This is a genomic window from Superficieibacter sp. 1612_C1, from assembly GCF_015234305.1.
Classification (GTDB): domain Bacteria; phylum Pseudomonadota; class Gammaproteobacteria; order Enterobacterales; family Enterobacteriaceae; genus Superficieibacter.
On sequence record NZ_JADGMI010000002.1, the window covers coordinates 941,955 to 961,426 of the forward strand.

At 50.2% G+C, this 19,472-nt stretch carries 26 protein-coding genes and 2 pseudogenes; 16 read left to right on the forward strand and 12 right to left on the reverse strand.

All coding sequences use genetic code 11. From position 1 onward, the window contains the following. Positions 1-14: 14 nt before the first annotated feature. From INT84_RS10760 to INT84_RS10800, 11 genes and pseudogenes are all read right to left on the reverse strand, one after another. Complete coding sequence (locus INT84_RS10760) at positions 15-272, reverse strand: DUF4060 family protein (RefSeq protein WP_194206768.1); 258 nt, start codon at positions 270-272, stop codon at positions 15-17. Then, positions 269-448 carry a hypothetical protein gene (locus INT84_RS10765; protein ID WP_194206769.1) on the reverse strand — a complete coding sequence of 60 codons (180 nt, stop codon included), beginning with the start codon at positions 446-448 and terminating at the stop codon, positions 269-271. Before INT84_RS10765 ends, INT84_RS10760 begins: the two co-directional genes overlap by 4 nt. A 34-nt stretch (positions 449-482) precedes the next feature. Continuing rightward, entirely contained in the window at positions 483-1,595 is a 1,113-nt protein-coding gene (locus tag INT84_RS10770; RefSeq protein ID WP_194206770.1) for a RecT family recombinase, read from the reverse strand. 11 nt (positions 1,596-1,606) lie between these two features. After that, positions 1,607-4,510 (reverse strand): PD-(D/E)XK nuclease-like domain-containing protein, encoded by a 2,904-nt coding sequence (locus INT84_RS10775; RefSeq protein WP_370529662.1) that lies wholly within the window; start codon positions 4,508-4,510, stop codon positions 1,607-1,609. 210 nt (positions 4,511-4,720) lie between these two features. Continuing rightward, positions 4,721-4,879 (reverse strand): annotated as a pseudogene (locus INT84_RS24420) (RecE family exodeoxyribonuclease); the annotation flags it as partial. Between the two features lie 208 nt (positions 4,880-5,087). Continuing rightward, complete coding sequence (locus tag INT84_RS10780; RefSeq protein ID WP_194206771.1) at positions 5,088-5,246, reverse strand: YdaE family protein; 159 nt, start codon at positions 5,244-5,246, stop codon at positions 5,088-5,090. 9 nt (positions 5,247-5,255) lie between these two features. Continuing rightward, the gene (locus INT84_RS10785) at positions 5,256-5,450 is read right to left on the reverse strand and encodes a DUF1482 family protein (RefSeq protein ID WP_194206772.1); all 195 of its coding nucleotides are present in this window, start codon (positions 5,448-5,450) and stop codon (positions 5,256-5,258) included. Further along, positions 5,450-5,650 carry a hypothetical protein gene (locus tag INT84_RS24425; protein WP_370529655.1) on the reverse strand — a complete coding sequence of 67 codons (201 nt, stop codon included), beginning with the start codon at positions 5,648-5,650 and terminating at the stop codon, positions 5,450-5,452. The genes INT84_RS10785 and INT84_RS24425 overlap by 1 nt, the downstream gene beginning before the upstream one ends. A gap of 325 nt (positions 5,651-5,975) precedes the next feature. Beyond that, positions 5,976-6,896 (reverse strand): hypothetical protein, encoded by a 921-nt coding sequence (locus tag INT84_RS10790; RefSeq protein ID WP_194206773.1) that lies wholly within the window; start codon positions 6,894-6,896, stop codon positions 5,976-5,978. Beyond that, positions 6,893-7,480, reverse strand: coding sequence for a hypothetical protein (locus INT84_RS10795; RefSeq protein ID WP_228066053.1), 588 nt, complete (start codon positions 7,478-7,480; stop codon positions 6,893-6,895). The genes INT84_RS10790 and INT84_RS10795 overlap by 4 nt, the downstream gene beginning before the upstream one ends. A gap of 163 nt (positions 7,481-7,643) precedes the next feature. Next, on the reverse strand, positions 7,644-8,108 hold the full coding sequence (locus INT84_RS10800) for a helix-turn-helix domain-containing protein (protein ID WP_194206774.1): 465 nt from the start codon (positions 8,106-8,108) through the stop codon (positions 7,644-7,646). A 13-nt stretch (positions 8,109-8,121) separates the two neighbouring features. Between INT84_RS10800 and INT84_RS10805 the strand changes: the two genes are divergently transcribed. The 10 genes and pseudogenes from INT84_RS10805 (at position 8,122) to INT84_RS24180 (ending at position 15,898) form a co-directional block, all read left to right on the forward strand. After that, positions 8,122-8,337: a YdaS family helix-turn-helix protein gene (locus INT84_RS10805; protein ID WP_176917932.1), complete on the forward strand. Its 216-nt coding sequence runs from the start codon at positions 8,122-8,124 to the stop codon at positions 8,335-8,337. Positions 8,338-8,339: 2 nt separating this feature from the next. Beyond that, entirely contained in the window at positions 8,340-8,903 is a 564-nt protein-coding gene (locus tag INT84_RS10810) for a toxin YdaT family protein (protein ID WP_176917933.1), read from the forward strand. Positions 8,904-9,088: 185 nt separating this feature from the next. Further along, complete coding sequence (locus INT84_RS10815) at positions 9,089-10,063, forward strand: replication protein (RefSeq protein WP_194206859.1); 975 nt, start codon at positions 9,089-9,091, stop codon at positions 10,061-10,063. After that, complete coding sequence (locus tag INT84_RS10820) at positions 10,060-10,755, forward strand: replication protein P (RefSeq protein WP_194206775.1); 696 nt, start codon at positions 10,060-10,062, stop codon at positions 10,753-10,755. The genes INT84_RS10815 and INT84_RS10820 overlap by 4 nt, the downstream gene beginning before the upstream one ends. A gap of 2 nt (positions 10,756-10,757) precedes the next feature. Beyond that, a complete protein-coding gene (locus tag INT84_RS10825) occupies positions 10,758-11,075 on the forward strand; it encodes a DNA-binding protein (RefSeq protein WP_194206776.1) in 318 nt (105 codons plus the stop codon). Positions 11,076-11,089: 14 nt separating this feature from the next. Beyond that, a complete protein-coding gene (locus INT84_RS10830; RefSeq protein ID WP_194206777.1) occupies positions 11,090-11,761 on the forward strand; it encodes a hypothetical protein in 672 nt (223 codons plus the stop codon). Continuing rightward, a complete protein-coding gene (locus tag INT84_RS10835; protein ID WP_194206778.1) occupies positions 11,758-12,102 on the forward strand; it encodes a hypothetical protein in 345 nt (114 codons plus the stop codon). The genes INT84_RS10830 and INT84_RS10835 overlap by 4 nt, the downstream gene beginning before the upstream one ends. Beyond that, positions 12,095-12,565: pseudogene (locus INT84_RS24175) on the forward strand (class I SAM-dependent methyltransferase); the annotation flags it as partial. The gene INT84_RS10835 and the pseudogene INT84_RS24175, both read left to right, overlap by 8 nt. A 278-nt stretch (positions 12,566-12,843) precedes the next feature. Further along, positions 12,844-14,814 carry a DNA cytosine methyltransferase gene (locus INT84_RS10845; RefSeq protein WP_194206780.1) on the forward strand — a complete coding sequence of 657 codons (1,971 nt, stop codon included), beginning with the start codon at positions 12,844-12,846 and terminating at the stop codon, positions 14,812-14,814. A gap of 343 nt (positions 14,815-15,157) precedes the next feature. Continuing rightward, positions 15,158-15,898, forward strand: a complete 741-nt coding sequence (locus INT84_RS24180) for a colicin Z C-terminal domain-related protein (RefSeq protein WP_228066055.1) — start codon at positions 15,158-15,160, stop codon at positions 15,896-15,898. 34 nt (positions 15,899-15,932) lie between these two features. Here the strand turns inward: INT84_RS24180 and INT84_RS10855 are convergent, their stop codons facing one another. Next, positions 15,933-16,316 (reverse strand): hypothetical protein, encoded by a 384-nt coding sequence (locus INT84_RS10855; RefSeq protein ID WP_194206781.1) that lies wholly within the window; start codon positions 16,314-16,316, stop codon positions 15,933-15,935. A gap of 606 nt (positions 16,317-16,922) precedes the next feature. On the opposite strand from INT84_RS10855, the gene INT84_RS10860 reads away from it, so the two are divergent. From INT84_RS10860 to INT84_RS10885, 6 genes are all read left to right on the forward strand, one after another. Next, on the forward strand, positions 16,923-17,168 hold the full coding sequence (locus INT84_RS10860; RefSeq protein ID WP_194206782.1) for a hypothetical protein: 246 nt from the start codon (positions 16,923-16,925) through the stop codon (positions 17,166-17,168). Between the two features lie 221 nt (positions 17,169-17,389). Next, entirely contained in the window at positions 17,390-17,623 is a 234-nt protein-coding gene (locus tag INT84_RS10865; protein WP_194206783.1) for a DinI-like family protein, read from the forward strand. Positions 17,624-17,664: 41 nt separating this feature from the next. Continuing rightward, positions 17,665-17,913, forward strand: coding sequence for a hypothetical protein (locus tag INT84_RS10870; RefSeq protein WP_194206784.1), 249 nt, complete (start codon positions 17,665-17,667; stop codon positions 17,911-17,913). A gap of 37 nt (positions 17,914-17,950) precedes the next feature. Continuing rightward, entirely contained in the window at positions 17,951-18,547 is a 597-nt protein-coding gene (locus tag INT84_RS10875; protein WP_194206785.1) for a DUF1367 family protein, read from the forward strand. A 2-nt stretch (positions 18,548-18,549) separates the two neighbouring features. Further along, positions 18,550-18,834, forward strand: coding sequence for a hypothetical protein (locus INT84_RS10880; protein WP_194206861.1), 285 nt, complete (start codon positions 18,550-18,552; stop codon positions 18,832-18,834). 33 nt (positions 18,835-18,867) lie between these two features. Further along, positions 18,868-19,443: a DUF1133 family protein gene (locus INT84_RS10885; protein ID WP_194206786.1), complete on the forward strand. Its 576-nt coding sequence runs from the start codon at positions 18,868-18,870 to the stop codon at positions 19,441-19,443. Positions 19,444-19,472 lie beyond the last annotated feature (29 nt).

Below are 19,472 nucleotides of genomic sequence, written 5' to 3' on the forward strand. Positions count from 1 at the left end.
TTCTCTTCAGGTATTCATGCTAAAGATTTATCAGAACGACTGGCAGGTAAAGCGCGCAGACGTCGCGCGCCGGTCATTGCCGTTGCCACATAACTGGTACGCCGGTTCGTCACCTCAACCACCACCTTTGCCCCCTCGACCTGCACCGTGTAGGTGCTGACGGTAGCGCGCCGGCCAAACTCGCCGAAGCGTGCGACGTGTTCCGCCAGCGCCGCATCACATGCCTGCCGGGCAATCGGTGATTGTTTACTGCCTCGATTAATCAGCTTCATATGGCACGCTCCGGATCGAAACGGTCCCAGCAGTTGCGCTCGATGTTGTTACGCAGGCGGTATTGTTCGACTTCCTCCATCGCGCGCCCTGTAAGCCGCGCCACTTCTTCGTTGCTGTGCTTCAGCAGCAGCGCCAGCTCGTGCATGCTCCAGCGGGTAGTATTTTTATCTGCCATCGTTATTTCGGGAGGGCGAACCCTCCCGCCTCCCTCAGCTAACGTATTCTGGTTTCATATCGAGCAGGTTGATACTGAATCGCTCGTACAGATCATCGCCCAAATGACGTTTAGCGGCCGCCAGCGTCTGTTCAGCTTTTGCGAAAAGCTCTGCCGCCTCCGGCTCGCCGGGCTGGGGCAGGGAGTTGATCGCCGCCTCCACCTTGTTACGGGCATCAACCAGGTAGTAGCGCTTCACGGCTTTGTTTTTAAGCTCAGTGAACAGCGCAGATCCCAGCATCTGTTTTGCCGTCTCAATATCGGCGCGCAAGGCTTTTGCAGCATCCACGTCTTCAGCATTCTCAATGCGATCCCGAAAATCATCAGCCAGACCATTGATATTGGCGGCCGATTCCTGCGCGCTATGAGTGGTAGTTACGGCGTCACCATTGATGTCAGCCAGACTGACGCGCTGGGCAGGTGCCGGGTTGATCACTTTCTCATCGCGATAGGAGAGATCATCTGCGTCCTGAAATCCCATAACTGCCGCGGGACAATAGGCCTTTGCCCAGTCCTTTGTGGCTAGATATAAAATCTGCTGTTTTGGCTTTGTAACCCATAGCGGAGAATTTCTGATGGCCACGCTTGCCAGATACAATGGTTCCCCCCAGGTTATCTCCGACTCACCCCGGATAATCGCGCCCGCGCGAATATATAAACCATCCTCATCTTCATCTGACCAGTCACGAACTCTTTCAGTTTTTTCATACGCACCCTTGCTGCCCATCTTTTTTACGGTGACATCTTTGCTGCGAATGCAATTTTCCCAGTTACCACCGTACTCATAATGAAAGCGCCCGCGAATAGCCCCCGAGCTGGAAAGAATTGCGCTTATGAGTTGAGCTTCATACCCCAGTTTTCCGCCTACAAAGAAGGTTTTTTGTGCCACAGCGTACGGGTTCATACCCCACTGCATGGCCTGCATAACAATCGCCATACAGTCGGCTGGCTTGCCCACTAAATGATCTGGCACGGCAATAGTGGCGTCTGCCATAAGATTGGCAAACGCTGTTAACTGTCCCAGCGCCTGAACGTTAAAAATTGAGTTAGTTGCAGAGATAGTGTTTGGAGCCTGCTGCTCCGCATTTACGATATTCATGTTTTCCATCGTCATTCCCCTTATGCCTGAGTACGCAGCGCTTCAAGGCGGCGCAGGTCAAAATCGTTTAATTCGTCGGTGTAATCGCTGGTGATCGGCGCGGGCCATACGCCTGTATCAAATGCCGTGGCGATTGCCTGCATGGTATTGTGGTATTCCAGCGAACCCAGCTCGAGCAGTTCCGGCGAAGCCTCGATAACGGCGACCCAGTTATAGCCAGGCTCTTTGTTGATGAAGATCCAGAAGAACTGATCGAAGTCAGCAACCTCTGAATACATCGCTGCGCTGAGGTGATAATCACGCTCAGTGATTTCGCGGTGCAGGCGATCGCGCAGGCGCTCCTGCTTCACGTTGGCTATGCCAAGCGTTTTCAGATCGGCGGCGATACGCATGCCGTCAATTTCCAGTTCGATATCGGGACGTACGCGAACCTCCAGCCCGGTCTGCTCGTCGATACCGAAGTAACTGACCTCAACCTCGCGGGACGGGTGACGCAGCAGTTTCCCGGCGCTGGAATGCGCGTATACTGCCCGGTTCAGCGCTTCAAGATGCGCGAAGTCGACGTCAGAGACGATGCTTTTTCCTGCGGCACCAGCCTGCCACTGTGCGGTAAACTCATCTGCAAAGATGGCCTCCGGGTTGATTTCGCGGACAATTGATGCGAGCACGTCCTTGTTACCGCTGACGTTGTACGGCTGCTTTTTGGCGCGTTCAGCTTCAATGAATTCAGGCTCAATGGCTGCCAGTTGCTCAAGCAGCGCATCGCGACCACCGCTTACCTTAAGGGCTTGTGGCAGCGTGGCGTTGAACTCTTTAATGCAGGCCTTCATCGCCGCTGCGGTGTGTTTTTCAGTTTCCGGGATCCGGCGGAATTCTTCAGCCAGACCCTGATACTGCAGGGCGGTTTCCTCAGCGTTCCCGTTGAGTGACAGGGGAGCGGGCAGCGAGCTGTTATGTGCCTCAATCCTTTTTTTGAGGCTGTCTACATCCACCAGCGGCGGCAGCGCGGCGTTAAACTCCTCGATGATTTTTTTCATTTCGGCAGTTGTTGAGATCGCGTCTTCCGGCAGGCCAGGGAAAACCATAAATTCCTCGCCGAACTTTTCAGGCTCCAGCGTGAGTGCGTGCAGGACAGTACCAAACTGCAGCGCTCTGGTTTCCTCGCGCGGGATAGTCCGGGCAACGTGGCGACCGTTGAAATACATCAGGCTGATTCGCGCGTCTTTTACCTGAGTGCTGCTGATCCCGTTGGCTGCGTGGTAAACCTCGTTCGGCAAACCTTCATAGCGGCCCGGTTCGAAATAGGCCGGGAATTGCGGTACCGGTGGCTCAGGTTCCTGCACGAGTGGCTCGATTTGCTCTGCTTCTGGCTGTTTTTGCTCTGCTTCTGGTTCAGTCTGGTGCGGAATATCAGTATTCTGGTTCTTATCCGTCTCCACCTGGTCAGCGAGATGCGGCGCATTGGCTGCCAGAATCTCAGTGCTTGTTAAGGTAGCTGCCTGCGGATCAGTTGCATCAACGCTTTCGACTGCTGGTACCGGAGTTTCAGTCTCGCCCTGGCTGTTGCCAGTCTCTTCCATCTGCACATGATCGACGTTCTCCACTTCCTGTTTTGCGACTTCATTTGAGGGGGCACTACCCGTCAGCCCTTCGAAGGAAAAGATACCGCTGCCCAGATTTTCAACTTTCGGCTGGCTGAGGTCTTCGTGCACCCATTTAGGATCAGCAGGATTGCTGAAGCCCGGCACAAACTCGCCACGTTCTGCCGCGAGGCTTTTGCTTATATCCTCTGGGGTGCTCGCTGAATTCCCAGTGTTAAGCGGCAGTAGCTCTGTCGCTTTTGCAAATTCAGTGGTTAACGTGTGATTCACGAACTCGAGGTGCTTAACCGGATCCAGATGAATATCCTCCGGAGCCAGACGGACCAGATTGAAAATTGCAGTACGGTTAACGTCAAGGATGCCAGCAGATTTACGTAATACCGCGCTCCAGGATTTCCACGGTTCTTCTTTCTGGCGGACCATCTCTTTAGCCCGGCGGAAAATAGGGCCTGGTACTTCGAAGACATCAAAATCTGAGGGATACAGAGCACAGGCAAGTTCGATATCCAGTGTATCAAGGTTATGTGGAGCTCCTTCAGGACGGTCAGTTTTAACGTCCCCGCCTGCATTTGTGCCGATATCGGTGTACTGAGTAATTTGCTTACCTGACTTTTTCAGCCACTTTGCGGTCACGGCGTCGCGACCAGACTTTCTGCCATCAATGCTGGCAGTATCTGTGTTATGACCGTTAATCCAGTCAGAAAAGAATGAGACGAGTTGCCCCAGTTGAGGTGATTTGCCATCAGCAGGCCAGATGGACTTAGTGTCGTTGAACAGGTCTGCCAGCGTCTCAGGAAAAACGTGCTGCAACTGACGGATATCGTTATTGCGACAGGCTAACAGCACATTTTGCGGATAGGTGGCATCCATATCCATGTTGAGACGTGAGATTTCCAGTTTCTGATCGTCGCTCAGCTCGTCGAACAGACCATAGAGCCAGGTGCCGAGCGCACGCTGTTCGAAGGAGTATTGCTGATGAGTGAAGGCACGATCCTGTACAGAAGAGGCAATATTTTCGTTAGCCTTGTCAGTACTTTCATCAGTAACGTCAGCATTCTGAGTTGTTGGGTTTTCATTCAGCCAGTTTTCCACGAACAGGGTGCGTTCGCCAGGGTCGGTCTTTATCCAGTCAGCCATAAAACGGGTAATTATTTTCGGGTCATGCTCAAAATCAGGCGAAAATACCGCCTTCAGTGCCTGAATCAGTTTCCATTCCGTATATAGGCTGAGTTCAACAACTTCTGGAACGTCATTTTTGGCCTGCAGTATGTGCTGCATATAGCTATTTTCTTCGTCCATGGACATGGTCATGGCAGCAATCATTTGCTCATTGCTGATATGGGTCTGGTATTTGTCGCCAAGCAGGTGAACGGCGAAACGGGCTGCCAGAGAACGGTTTTCAACCGGAATATTCTCGGCATCCGTTGCGAATTCAGCGGCAGTTTTTGGGGTGGCATTGGCAAGGGCTTCAGTTGTGTCAGTAGACTCAACAGCAGCTTTTGAAAGCCAGGTACGCCCGTCTTCCTGCAGTTCGTAGCGATCGCACCAGGTAAAATCGACGGTGCCTTCTTCCGGCAGGTCGTTATAAATCGGGAAGTCAGTGCGGACCGGTTTCTGATAATCCTTACCGCGGCCGGTTTCAATGCCTGCATCTTCCAGAATAACCTGCGCCTGCAATTTGCCACGCGCTTCGGTTTTCGCGGAGAACCAGAAAACACCGGACGGTTTCCCCGATTTTTGCTGGCCTTTATTAACTCAAAGAATTCCATATCGGATCCTCTATTTTGGGTGATAGAATCCCCGGCGCTGTATAAGCCGCCTGCGGTTTATTGGTAAAAAATTCCGGTGTGCTTTGGTCGGTGTCACCGGACGCATGGCCCGCTTTATGCGGGTTTTTGCGTTATGATTCGTGCGCCATCTGGTCCTCTGATGCGCAACGCTCTGAACAATATTTGCGATCCTCACGTGCCAGCTGCGCGCCGCGGATCAGGAGCAGGGTGCTGTTAATTTCCTGGCCCGGCTCGAAGGGTTTACGGCAGTAAGCACATTTCTTTTCCATAAAGACTCCTCAGAACGCGGACGTTTGAGCTGGTTGTTCATCAGCGTGGACAATGCCGTCAACTGGATAGCATTCACCGTTAACCTGCTGCTCAACCGCTGCCGCTTCACACTGCTGCTGGTTGTCATACACACCCAGCACCACATCCTGAAAATCACCGTTGGTCATGCCAATCGTCAGCACTAATGCAAAAAGGGTATTCATCAGTGTGTCCCCGCTGGTACAAGGTTCGGCTCTATGCCACGAGAAGCATAAGGGCGGCGGATATGACGCAGGTTGCCCTGCGGTTCGTGCCAGTAAGTGCCGTCTCGATAATCGAAAGAAACTAACCATGCTGCGCCGGTACGGGAATTTCGCATGGGTACCGCTTTTCCGCTTTTGGGTATTCCTCGATTCGTTGTCATCAAATCTCCTGGCCTTAACGCGGCTAACGGAACGTTTCAAACCTGCTGCGTGTTAAATGCTCCACCTCATCCGGTGCTTCGTATGCCGCCGGTAGCTACTTCGTGGGCGTCCTGCCTTGGTGGTGTGGAACTGCGTTTTGATGTGCTTAGTAAAACACTGCTTTACTGATAGGTCAAGTAATGAAGAATAAAAAAGTACACTAACGCTTTACTTGAGGGTAAAAAAATTTGTGATAATTTTTTTAGGACAAAAAAATCCCAGCACATTGGCTGGGATGGGAGCGGAGGCGGGAAGTAAAAACTGCTGTGGTGGCTGTGTTAAAATTTATCTCCAGTTAGGCAGCTCGCGTAGTGAGTATTTGGGCTTACCATTACCCACTTGAGTACAGAGAAATTTTGCAATAATTTTTTCACCGCGATGATCGTTAATAATATCTGGGTTCTCTATGTAATTACTGATTTTTGCTACAAAGATTGATTTAGACTCATCGTGTTCCATAATGAATTCGCATTGGCGTTTATGCGGAAGTGCACCCATAAAGCTTACTTCTAATAATTGCAACTCTTCTTTGACACTATCTTTGCTTAGTTTAAATGTGGCTCTTTCTATATCATTGATATTATTAGCAATTAGCGCGCGGTTATTATGTTTTAAAGTAAATGTTGTTCTGTTATCAAATAATATTTGTATAAACCCACGTATCTTATCCAGGGCGCGATCATCTAAATCGCTTATCGCTTCAGCAAGACCATCATCATCTCCTCTGATGCTCATCTGAAGTATGGAATGAGTTTGATTCAATGCCCTTTGGACAGAAGATTCCTCATCAAGGGTAAGTGGTGCATCAGGACTGAATTCTTCAAGCGTAAAACCAAAGGAACCTTTAGCTGTTCCTGTAATCATCAATAAGTTATTTTCTATATTCGGAATCTTACCCTTAGACGGTAATGTTCCATAGAAAGATGATGCAACATGAGAAATTGCATCATTAAAGGCGTTAACTATTTTTGCTCCAAAATTTGCCGCTATCCCATATGTACCAAGTACAGGAGATCCCTTAAATGTTAAGGTTGCTTTGACAGGGGGATGCTCGTCGATAACGACCTGAGAAAGTTTCTCATCTATCTCATAAAGCCTACTTTCTAGGCTCATTCGGCCAATGATATCATCATCAGAAGTGCTGTCTAACAGAGATAGGATAGAATCCCGCTCACTTAGAGCGAACAAATAATCATCGCGATTCATTGCTCACCTCCTTCTGATGCCATGGTTTTCAAAATGTTTAACGCCTGTTGATCCAGTGTAGCATCCAAGGGGATCTGCAAGAATCCTTTCCATGCAAGATCCCTCCTATGCGACCACATACTGTACCAATATACAGTTTTTTCTACAAGTTGTTCCATTGAGACTTCCAGCGATTGGAAGTATGAATCAACCTTAAAGGCTTGCTTTCTCCATTTACCCATATGTGGCAGAAACAAGTCAGGATTTCGTGTCACGACATCATTTTGCGTTTCATTTTTGGCCACAATGAAAAAAGTAACAATGTCGATATCATTTGGTGGTCTTTTTTCAATCAGTTCAATATTTTCAATGAAGCTGCCATCAATCCACTGGAAGCCATCGTTCAATCCAACTTTATAAAGTTCACTACGAAAGTTTATGAACCCAAGTAAAATTTCTCTTCTATGAACACTTGTCGCGTAGTGCTCAACTAGTTTGATTATATCTGTCTTGTAAGGGGAGCGATGGGCACTAGTTGGATGCTCCATATCCATTGGAGGTAGGACACCGATTTCATTCCAGTTAGGAATTTCGTGAATAACCATGCTTTAGCCTTAAATTTCTTAGTCAATGTAAGAAAAGTGTCATTTTATGTAGTTGGATCATTAGTTAATTCCCATCCTATCTCTATGAATTAAAAAAATTCAAATAGTGTGGTCATAACGGAATTGTGGTCAATGCTCACCAACTATGTGCGACTAGAACACCTTAATCATCTTGAAACTTAACTCGACCTTTAATGTACTTTTCATACAGCTTATCTAATTCTTTCAGGCGGATGGCAAAAATTCTGAGCATGTTTTGCTGTTCTTCGCTAGGTAGCTGGCGATAGAGCTCGAGTAAACGCTGCTCGTCAGGTTTCAAACCATCCTTCTCACCTACATCTTCCCCTAGCAACCACGGTACAGAAACACCTGCGGCATCAGCAATGGCAAGGGCAGACTCCTTACTAATCTTTCCGGTCCTGAACCAGCCACTAACTGCTTGCTTACTGACATTGGCGATCTTGGCCATCTCGGTTTTAGAGAAGCCCTTCCTAGTCAGTTCTGTCAGCCTGTCAATGAGGCTTTGATTTAGGTCTTTTTTCATACGCTCATTGTAAACAATAGCTTTACCAGTTGGTAGGCAAGCATTTATTGACTGAATGGTAAATTGGTGCTTTACTTGCGTCACTTAAGGAGGTCCTATGACTGGTATTGAAAATGCAATCCGCCAATCTGGTTCAGCAAGCGCGCTGGGCTTGGCCGTTGGCGTCACAAAAATGGCTGTTTCGCTATGGCGGCGCAATGGCGTTCCTGCGGAACGCGTAATCCAAGTTTTCAAAGTTACTGGCGTAACCCCACATGAATTGCGCCCCGATCTTTACCCGAACCCTACTGATGGGCTTCCTCAACAGGATTAACAATGCAAACACTTACTTTTCATGATGATACCAAGGAGCGATCGTCTCCGGTGATATCGAATTATCAAGGGGTTCCGCGCAACAACTGTAAGCTTAATCGCATTCGTGAAGCGGTTAAGGCCTGGAACCGGGCTACGCCCGGTGCTGCCCAGCTTCATATCTCGCAGATTGTAGCGAAAGAGTGGATAGCGCGCGGCGGGCGGGGGTTGCTGCTGGCTGGATCTGAGCACAACACCAGGCAGAATTTCTTCCGGATGATTAACGATCCAGGTCCGAAGAACGACAAAAGCCTGGTTCAGCTGATCCCGGTCATCATCGACGTGATGGCGCTCGATAACGAAGAGGTTGCCAGAAGGTTTGGGCTAATCAGTGGCAAGACAAAAGCTGAGCTTATTGCCGATGCGATTAAAGAGTGCGCCGAGGCAAAGCGTGCAGTGATGCTGGACGCACCCAGGCACCAGAAGCTTAAAGAGGTCAGTGAAGGGATTGTGTCGATGTTTCGGCTTGAGCCTGATCTGGCCGGACCGCTTATGGCAATGGTGACAACGATGCTGGGGGCAATATGAAAGGATTGAAAAGGGTGAAAGTCGGTCTGCGCGAACAGAACCGACTTTCGAGTGCAATAACTGCTAGGTGATCGCGAGGTCATTATGACAAACGCTTTTTTAAAATACCAGGCGAAAGGGGCATAGCCATGTCAAATGTCGCTTACGCCGATTTTGCGGCACGTACTGCCGTCAGGAGCAACAGGATGGAGAACCAGAAGACCGGTTTCATCCCGTTGTACCGGAGTGTACTGAAGCAGCTGTGGGCGAAAGATGTTTATCTGCGCACGCTGTGGGATAACCTGCTTCTTACCGCTGCGAGGCAGCCTTATACGGCTAACTTTAAAGGCCGCCAGTGGCCTCTGCAGACCGGACAACTGGTAACCACAACAGCCGATCTGGGGCTGGCACTATGCGACCGAAACGGAGAGCCAGCCAGCCGCCATGCGGTAGAGCGAATGCTCGCTGTATTCGAAAAAGAAGGGATGATTTCGACAGCAGGCGAGCGCCGAAAAGGGACTGTGATAACCATCACAAATTATGCTCTTTATGCTCAAAAAATAGACGATTTACCCGCGCATTACCCCGCGCATATCAGCGAGCATAAGGCCGCGCATAGCAAAGCCAGTAACGGCGCGGCCTCAGACGGTGATGCCGCTCATAACCCCGAGCATAAAGGCGCGCATTACCCCGCGCATCATGAACAACAAGGTAATAACAATAATATTAAAAGATCTACGTCCCGGAATTCTGACGAATCCCGAAACGAGGTTACTGAAAAATTTCTTTCACGCCATCCCGAAGCCGCTGACGGTATCTACACACCATCCGGTAAATCATGGGGAACTGCTGACGATCTCAAAGCTGCTCAGTGGATTTACGCGCAGCTGCTGCAGGTCAACGCCAGTCTGACCACACCGAAGTGGGTTGAGTGGGCCAATACCATTCGCCTGACACGCATGCAGGACCACCGCACACATTACGAAATTTGCGAATTACTGCAGTGGGCCAGCAAGGATAAATTCTGGAAACAAAACATCCTGAGTCCGGCCAGCCTGCGCAAGCAATGGGACGTGCTTAGCACCAAACGCATGCATAGCCGGAGTTCCTCAACCGAGAATCCTGCACCGCAGACGCTCGACTGGAATAACACTGACTGGATCCACGAGGTGACCAAATGAAAACGTTCGGCGAACAGCTTCAGAACTTTGACCGCGAAAACATGCGGCGTATGGCGCATGGGATGCCAGAAATTCAGGACGAGCCGCCTGAGGCTGAAATCGAGAAAACAGCCGCAATTTTTAATGCGTTGTTTACCCAGCTCAAGGTCACTTTTCCGGCAGTCATGGCTGCCATCCGTACCCAGGAAGACCTCAACGAATTCCGGCGGCAATGGCTTCTGGCATTCGGGGAAAACGGGATCACCAGCATTGAGCAGGTGAACGCTGGCATGCGTATCGCGCGCCGCCAGGAAAAACCGTTCATGCCGTCGCCGGGTCAGTTCGTGGCGTGGTGCCGGGAGGGAAGAGGGCCGCTGGGCATCAGCTCGCAGGACGTCATGGACGAGTTCTGGAAGTGGCGCAAGCTGGTCTTCCGCTATCCCACCAGCGAGCAATATCCGTGGTCTCAGCCGGTGATGTATCACATTTGCCTCGAGCTGCGCCGTCGTGGCGTTGATCGGCAGATGACCGAGAAAGAACTTTTTGCGGAAGCTGGCGAACTGCTCGGAAGCTGGGAGCGACGTGTTGCCAGTGGCAAGCCGATCCCGCCCGTTCGCCGCGCGCTGGCCGCTCCAGCGCAGGCGAAAGGGCCAACCCCGGCAGAAATCATGAAAGCTGAGTATGACCGCCGCAAAGCGCAGGGGAGGATTTAAGCATGCCAAAAACCAGACGTTACGCATGGGTGCGCGCTGAAATCATGATCATCCGCCAGTGCGCCGGCACCATGACGGCTCTGCAAATCGCCGTGCTGATTGGACGGACTGACACCGCTGTTCGCTGTAAAGCTGCGGAGTTGGGCGTTTCTCTTCGTCTCCACGGCGATCGCCATCAGTCGGCGCGCTATCGCCAGGAAGATATAGAACTGGCGCGCCAGATGCACGCGGCAGGTATTTTCCGACATGACATTGCGGAAAAACTCGAAATGCCTCGTGGTGCGGTAAAGCAGTTTATCTATTTCGAACGGAGAATCTGAAGGTGAACGAGACAATGAACAACAAGGAATTAGTTGCCGCAGGCCACGAGTTCGCGCGGCATATGAGCAGCGACACGCCGATCATCGATATCGCGAAAATGGTGACGCGTCTGGCTTCTCAACTGGACGTTACGACTGCGGCGTTGCGCCAGGCTAACGCACAGCTTGAGTCGCAATCTATCGAGCTTAAAGCAGCAGTCGCCGCTGAGATTGATTGGGAAAAATCGATGATGCAGGCCGTTGGCGCAGATGGAATTGCCGATGTTGTCAGCGCGATTGAGAAGCTGAAGACGGGTGGTGCGGCCTTGGTGGCTGAGAACGCGGCGCTGAAATCGGCATTCAATCCCAAAGAAATTCCGGAAGATGCAGTCGAGGCGTTCACGGAAACCGCCATCATGGATCACGACTGGGATGATACCGGTTCATGGTCATGGGTTGAGAATGACACCGATGTTATTCGCGCTGTACTGGCTGTAATGGCTTCGCCAGAAACCCCAACCACCGACGCCTTCATCGCAGAGCAGCAGGCTATCGGGGTGGAGAATTTTTCCTCCGACGTTGGCTTGGAATACCAGCAATTAGAGCCGGAATTGAAGCCGGGCAGCGCACAGGCAAAAGCACTTAAAAATATTGTTTTTCGTGCCGTGTCTTTCGCCAAAAAACTGCGCGACGAGGTGAAGTCATGAGCAAGTCACTGAAAGGTCGCTGCATCCGTCGCTGGAAAGTTGAATTTAAATCGGTCTGCGATTCGAAAATAAGCCCCTGGTGGCGCAAACGTGATTTGAGAGGTTATATCCGCGAATGTGCTCTCACCACTGCCGATTGCATGGTTGAGAGTATGGCAGAGGATAACGCCAGGGTAGATTTTCAGGGAAGTGAGTTTGGCTGGTCACCTGAGTTCTCTGCCTGGTATGACGAACGGCGCGAGCGTTATCGCAAAGAGGCACTGGACTTTCTGGATGCTGAGGCCACCCGCGATGAAATCGATGAAGAGATACAGAACGAGCTGGAGGCATGGAATGACTGAACAAACCATTCTCGACATGTGCTGTGGCAGCCGTATGTTCTGGTTCGACAAAGAAGATGAGAGGGCTGTTTTCAGCGATATCCGCGCCGAGCAGCACACGTTGTGCGATGGCCGCCGTCTGGTAATCAGCCCGGATGTGATCGCCGACTTTCGCGCGTTGCCGTTTGCCGATGACACTTTCTCAGTGGCTGTTTTCGATCCGCCGCATCTTGAACGCGTTGGGCCAAATGGCTGGCAGGGTAAAAAGTACGGAAAACTCAACCGTGATACCTGGCGCGATGATCTGCGTGCTGGCTTCGCTGAAGCGTTCAGAGTTCTGAGGCCTCACGGCGTTTTGATCTTCAAGTGGAGCGAGGTTCAGATCCCCATTAAAGAAATTCTGGCGCTGACACCTGAAAAACCGGCTGTCTGGCAGCGCACCGGAAAAAATGACAAAACCCACTGGGTCAGCTTTGTTAAGGGCGGGGACGATAGCGGGCAAAAAGATACTGATTCTCTTCTCCAGTATGCCTCCCATCGCATTATTGAGCTGGAGCGTCTGCTGCTGGTGGATGTGCCGGAAACTGTCTGGCCTGCCGAAGTGGGGATGGTCTACAGCCAGGTTGAAACCGCCGGGGATCTTCCGGAGCACCACCAGCGCCGCCTGAAACATCATATTAACCGCATGTGGCTGGAAAAAATGCCGGTACCGGCAATCGTTACTGCCGCCCGTTCGCTGGCCGTTGCCATGGAGAAATACGCGTGAGAGAAATCATTGTTGATAATTTTGCTGGCGGCGGCGGGGCGAGCACAGGGATAGAGCTGGCGATTGGGCGTAGCGTGGATATTGCCATTAATCATGATCCGAACGCTGTCGCGATGCACAGCACCAACCATCCTGACACCCTGCATTACTGTGAGAGCGTCTATGATATCGACCCGCGAACGGCGACTGCCGGCCGTCCAGTAGGGCTGGCGTGGTTCTCTCCGGATTGCCGCCACTTCTCGAAGGCAAAAGGCGCAAAGCCGGTCGAGAAGTCCATCAGAGGGCTGGCCTGGATTGTCATTCGCTGGGCACTGGCGGTGCGGCCGCGCGTGATGATGCTGGAGAACGTTGAGGAGTTCCGCACCTGGGGACCGCTGCTGGCTGCCGAGATGCGGCCTGATCCGGCGCGAGCCGGGGAAACGTTTGAAGCATTTTGTGGGATGCTGTCCGGCGGTATTCCTGTCGGGCATCCGGCCCTGGCGGAATGCTGCGAGTTTCTGGGTATTGCTGCCGACGGTGAACAGGCGCAGCAGCTGGTGGCAGGGCTGGGTTATGCCGTTGATCACCGCGAATTGCGCGCGTGCGATTATGGCGCACCGACCATCAGGAAGCGTTTCTTCATGGTGATGCGCTGCGATGGCGTGCCAGTGACCTGGCCGGAGCCGACGCACGGTGATCCCAAATCCCCGGCGGTGCTAAACGGCAAACTGAAATGCTGGCGCACGGCAGCGGAGTGCATTGACTGGTCTATCCCGGCACCGTCCATATTTGACCGCAAAAAGGCCCTTGCAGAAAACACCCTCAAACGCATAGCGCGCGGCATTCAACGGTTCGTGCTGGATAGCGCGTCGCCGTTTATCGTGAAGTGCAACCACACCAGCACCAAAACGAGTTACGACTGCTTCCGGGGCCAGGCGCTGGCGGAGCCGCTGCAGACAATTACCAAAACGCACGGCTATGCGATCGCGGTACCCCACCTGACTAAGTTCCGTACCGGAGCTATCGGACAGACTGTTACTGAGCCGGTGCCAACGGTAACCGCTGGTACGTCAGTACGTCCGGGCGGTAACGGTCATGCTCTGGGTATCGTAGAAGCGGCACTGGCTCCGTTCATTGCCCGCCAGTTCGGTGCCAGTATCGGCCACCGGGCGGACGAGCCGAACGCCACTATAACGGCGGGTGGCGGCGGTAAATCGCAACTCGTCACATCGACCCTGATTCAAATGGGCTATGGTGAGCGCCCGGGGCAGCAGCCGCGCGTGCTGCAGCTTGAAAAGCCTCTAGGAACGGTGACCGCCGGCGGCGGTAAATTCGGATTGGTGGCCGCAAATCTGGTTAAACATTACGGGGGCAATTACCAGGGTTCTGGTGTGGGCCTGGACGAACCAGCGCATTCGGTTACGACGGTGGATCATCATGCTCTGCTTACGGCTCATCTGATGTTGAACAATACAGGGCATCCTGGCGGCGCTGTTGATTCTCCATCGCACACAATAACAACTGGCAATCATCATGCGGTCGTTGCGTCTCATCTGGTGAAGCTGCGTGGCACCTGCCGGGACGGGCAGCGCACAGACGACCCGATGCCGACTATTACAGCAGGCGGCCTGCACGTAGGGGAGGTTAAAACCACCCTGGCGGTTGAGGCTTACGACCAGCAGCGCGCAGATCAGACGCTGGCGTTCCTGCGGGAGTATTGCGGCGCGGACTGCGACGGCCTGGTGACGATCAGCGGCGTAGTTTACCGCATAGTCGATATCGGGATGCGCATGCTCCAGCCGCACGAACTGTATCGTGCACAGGGCTTCCCTGATTGGTACATTATCGACCAGGATTATCGTGGGGTGAAGTACGCGAAGGATAAACAGGTAGCCCGGTGCGGAAATGCGGTCCCGCCTCCGTTCGCCGAAGCCCTGGTGAGGGCTAATCTTCCTGAAATGTGTTTGGCAAAAGATAAGGCTGCTTAAGATGTTATCAAGCCGCCTGAACTGACAAGTAACGGCGGCCATAATTGAATGGAAATCACAACCCATTTCTTACGCTTATAAAGTTACGTACTATCAGATTATAAAAATAATAGGAGTGAAGTGATAATTAATAAATCGGTTTTGTTTTAATGACGTAATTATGTGGAATTTGATAATAACTCGAATTAATTAATGTGGTTTTTTATTGTAAAGAAAGATAAATAATGAGATTTAATATTTATTAAAGGTACAATAAGTTTCACTCTTGCTTTCAGCTAATTATGTTTTTCTTACCAAGGTTATACTCAAAAACCGATACTAACACTAATTGAAAGGGTTTATTATGTCAGATTCAATGGTAGTTATAGGAACTCCCGGTAATCCTACATTTGGCGGCAATTTAGTTCTTCCTGGTGGGTTCGGCTCAAATGCCCCGAATGTCCCCGTTTCAGCTCAATTGGTTGGCGGCGCTCCTTTCCGTACTGTTATGATGCCGGATGGGAAAATTGCAGATGTTGAACAAAGGGAAATGAGTGAAATTAAGCCTGATACAGACTCTCTTCCTGTAGGAACAAAAGTTGTAATCGAGAATGGAACTCAGCAAGGTTACCATCTTATTTCAGATTACATACCTATAGAAAAGACTGAAGAAACAATTACAGTGTTATCAGATCGACATCGCTCTGTCCTTCCAAGAATGATTCTTACGGATGGCACCTACATCAATTTTGACAGCTGGCCTCAGCTTTATGCATTTGCCAATAGATCCAAAGAAAAAGGTGATGGCAGCGGACAGAATCATGGTGCCTCTACTCAGGCATATGCAGGCCCACTCTCCTGGGGTCCCTGGGTTGATCTTGCTGCTCATACCGGACAGGATGTTTATACGATTAGCTTTGATACAGCTTCGCAGGCTCCTTCAACGTTTGATGTTCAGATCGAGTATGCAGGTGAAAGCAGTATGGTAACTGTTAATACTATGGGACCTGGCTCCTATAAAGTGACAGATAATAACGGTGCTGGTACTGACCGCATCAGATTTAAAAGTCATAGTGTCGGTCAGAACATAAGTATACAATATTGATATTTGAAATGAAGGTGCTCTCAGGCACCTTCATTTATTTATAATAATTAGCTATTTTAAGCGCCTTGCTTTGGTCCGGTATAGACTGGTTAATGCCTCTTTCAGTCTTGATCGGAGAAAGAATTTTAGCTTCCATGATTTTTTCACCATTGAACGAAACAGTAAGGTTATTATTAAGGTTATTTAGAAAGAAATCGTTGAATTCCTCTGAACATTTATCGCTCTGCTTGACTGTAATGAGTACAACTGGTGGAGTAACATCTCTTGAAGATACCTGTAATACACAGTCTTTTTTGAGGTGAAAAAAACTGTTTCCCGCTTTATATTCAAGTCCACTATCCGTGCTTGACTTTTCACAGCCAGTCATTAAGGCTGTTACAAGTGTGATTAATGTAATGCTAACAGTTTTTTTATTCATATTCCCTCTCATGGATAAACGCATCTTTGATGTGAAAATAATTCTATTCTTACTTAATTAATTATTTTTGCAAGTAAAAGAAATTCTGTGCAGTCCTGCTGTCGTTCCTGACTAGATGCGAGAGGGCCAACTTGCAAAGAAATGTGCTCGGTGAAGCTTAAGAGCGCATGATATAGTTTAAGTGGTGCCATGGTTTTATGGATTATTAGATTCGACACCATATTGGATTGAAAAAGGATTAGAAGGCATGAAAATATCAATGGTTATATTAGGGGCATTAGCCTTAGCTGGCTGCGTTAAAAGTGAAGTCCCTGTACAGTGTATGGGTTACTCGACCTTCGTTCCTGTACCCAACCTTAAAAATGAAGAGCCTCATACAGCCAGTATCAAGCTGGACAGGTTAAGACAAAATGCTAACGGCTCTTGGGATTTTCATCGTATCAATGGGGAAGGGATGACATCTCAGTCTGCATGGATGAAGCCAGCTGAGTACGAAAGGATTGAATGCACCTCTGGCCCCAAAGAACAGCTAAGTTCTCTTCGGACCAGGAAGGGGGAACCTCCTGAGTTTATTGAGTCCAGGTAAATCTTTACGGGATAGCATAAATGGCAAAAGTTACAGAACTGCTGAAAAAACACAGGCGAAAAATTTACCTCACGTGGATACTTGCAGGTTTTGTCGCCTGGATGTGTATGGCTTACATTGCTGTATCTGAAGATCCCGATTCTCCTCCGACGCTTTATTTTTATTCAGCAACTATATGTTGGATACTTTTTCATATCATTCCAGTTGCTCTTATTGCCATCATCATCAGGGTTTGGATCTGGATGAAGCCTGTTAAGCATCCTTGAGATTCTATTGAGCTGCACTGCCATTTTCAGTTGAAACCTAGCCTAATTTTTATTTAGCAAGGGCCAGTATGACATTTTGCAATCCTCCTCGCAGAACCTACATAGATTACCCTGAACCCTCCATCCTTTAACAAAAAGTGCTCTTAAAATCATTGCATTCATGGAGTTATACATTAATAATGTTACTGTATATATGTACAGTAATCCATAAGGAGGGAATCATGAGAGTTGAGTTAACCATTGATCGCACTAAGAAACTTCCTGATGGTGCGTTACCTGCGCTCGAAAAAGAGTTCTCAAAACGCCTGGAAAGTCGGTTTTCTGAATGTAGCTTGATCATACGCCGCGCTGGCAGTGATGGGCTGTCTGTTTCCGGAGCTGAGAAGAACGATAAAAAAGATGTTGAGCAGATCCTTCAGGAAACCTGGGAAAGCGCTGAAGACTGGTTTTATTGAGTGTCGGCGGGCCACGACTCAAGGCTGAACAGGGGGATAACGTGAGTGACAGTGATATAAATCCATCAGAATCTGACTGGTACGATGTTGTCAGGAGAAACGATGGATCAGTAGTTTGTAGCTTCCCGGCAGGCGACCGCTTCCTGATTTATCGTAGCGGTGGTCTCATTTCTATGCGCCCATTGCTGGATGAAGAGATAGTTTTCACTCCAACTGCTGTGGTGCAATTTCTCGCGAGTATCGGCTATCGAATTGAAAAGCCATCTGATAATATGATTTCATCGGTCTGAACAGCCGGTAAACCTGCTGCGCCAAGGAGTGAACACCATGGCGCAACTACAACTAATAAAGCAGTCATCAGGCATCCTGATCCCCGCCACGCCGGAGACCAGCGATATCCTGCAATCTAAAATCAGGCTCGGTGCGGTGCTCGAAGCCGACTTCAGACAGCTCCGTAACCCGGCATTTCACCGTCGATTCTTCGCTTTGCTTAATCTTGGCTTTGAATATTGGGAACCCACCGGCGGCGCTATCTCATCAAACGAGCGCAAACTGGTAACCGGGTACGCCAAATTTCTGGCCTCATTCAGTGGCAATGAACCAGCGCTAATGAATGCTGCAGAGCAGTATTTGGATCGCATCGCCGATCGCCGCGCCGGAAGCATCAGCGCCTGCAAATCTTTTGACGCCTATCGCTCCTGGGTAATTGTTGAAGCCGGGCATTACGACGCGATACAACTGCCAGACGGCACACTCCGAAAACATCCTCGCAGTATCTCCTTCGCCAATATGGAAGAAACAGAGTTCCAGCAGCTATACCGCGCCGCGCTTGATGTGCTGTGGCGCTGGATATTGTCCAGAGCTTTCCGCAGCCAGGACGAAGCGCAGAAAGCCGCCGCGCAGCTGATGAGTTTCGCGGGGTGATGATGAGAACAGTCTACCGAAACAGAAAGTGGCTGGCCGCCGTCGGCCAGATTGAGCAATGCGTACTTTGCGGCGCATGGGATACGCAGATTGCTCACAGAAACGAGGGCAAAGGCACCGGTATGAAAGTCGACGACTGCGCCTGCGCCGCACTCTGTGTGCATTGCCATCATGAGATCGACAACGGCAACAGATTAACGCGAGATGAACGTCGTCAGCTGATGGATCGCGCCATCGTACTGACCCTCATTCAGATTGCCCGGCGTGGGCTGGTGGTGCCAGCGTGAAAGTGAACAACAACTCAATTAAAGGATCAGGGCATGATTAATCCGTCAGAAGTAGGCAAGACCGGAGAGATGGTGCGGCTGCGCACTCTCGAAAGTGTCTGGATACAGGGCAAGCTGCGCATGTGGGGGCGCTGGTCTTACATAGGAGGCGGTAGCAGCGGAAATATGTTTAACCAATTGCTCGCCTCGAAGAAAATTACCAAATCCGCAATCAATGAAGCTCTACGCCGAATGAAGAGGCAGGGCATTACCAGGCAAGAACTCGCTGCATTTTTAGAAGAAATTCTCCGGAGTAAAAATAAAAGTCATCTGGCGTTTTGCTCAGATTCAGAAGCGTCAGTTATTGATGGGGTAATAGCCAGAATACTGAAACAGGATGCAGGCTTACTTTATGTACTGCGCCAGCGCTATACGGGCTCAGGAAAGAGTAAGAGGCGCATGGCTGAGGAGCTCCAGGAAAAGCACCCTGAATGGTGTTTCATGACATGCCGCCGCCGTATTGATACGTGGTTAAGCCTCATCGAGGCCATGCTCTATGCTCCAATGTGTGATGCATTTAACGTAAACAGTGAAAGATTTTCGTTGCGAGATGAACCAGAAAGTGATTGAATTGTGATAGGCTCGGGACGTTAAAGCGA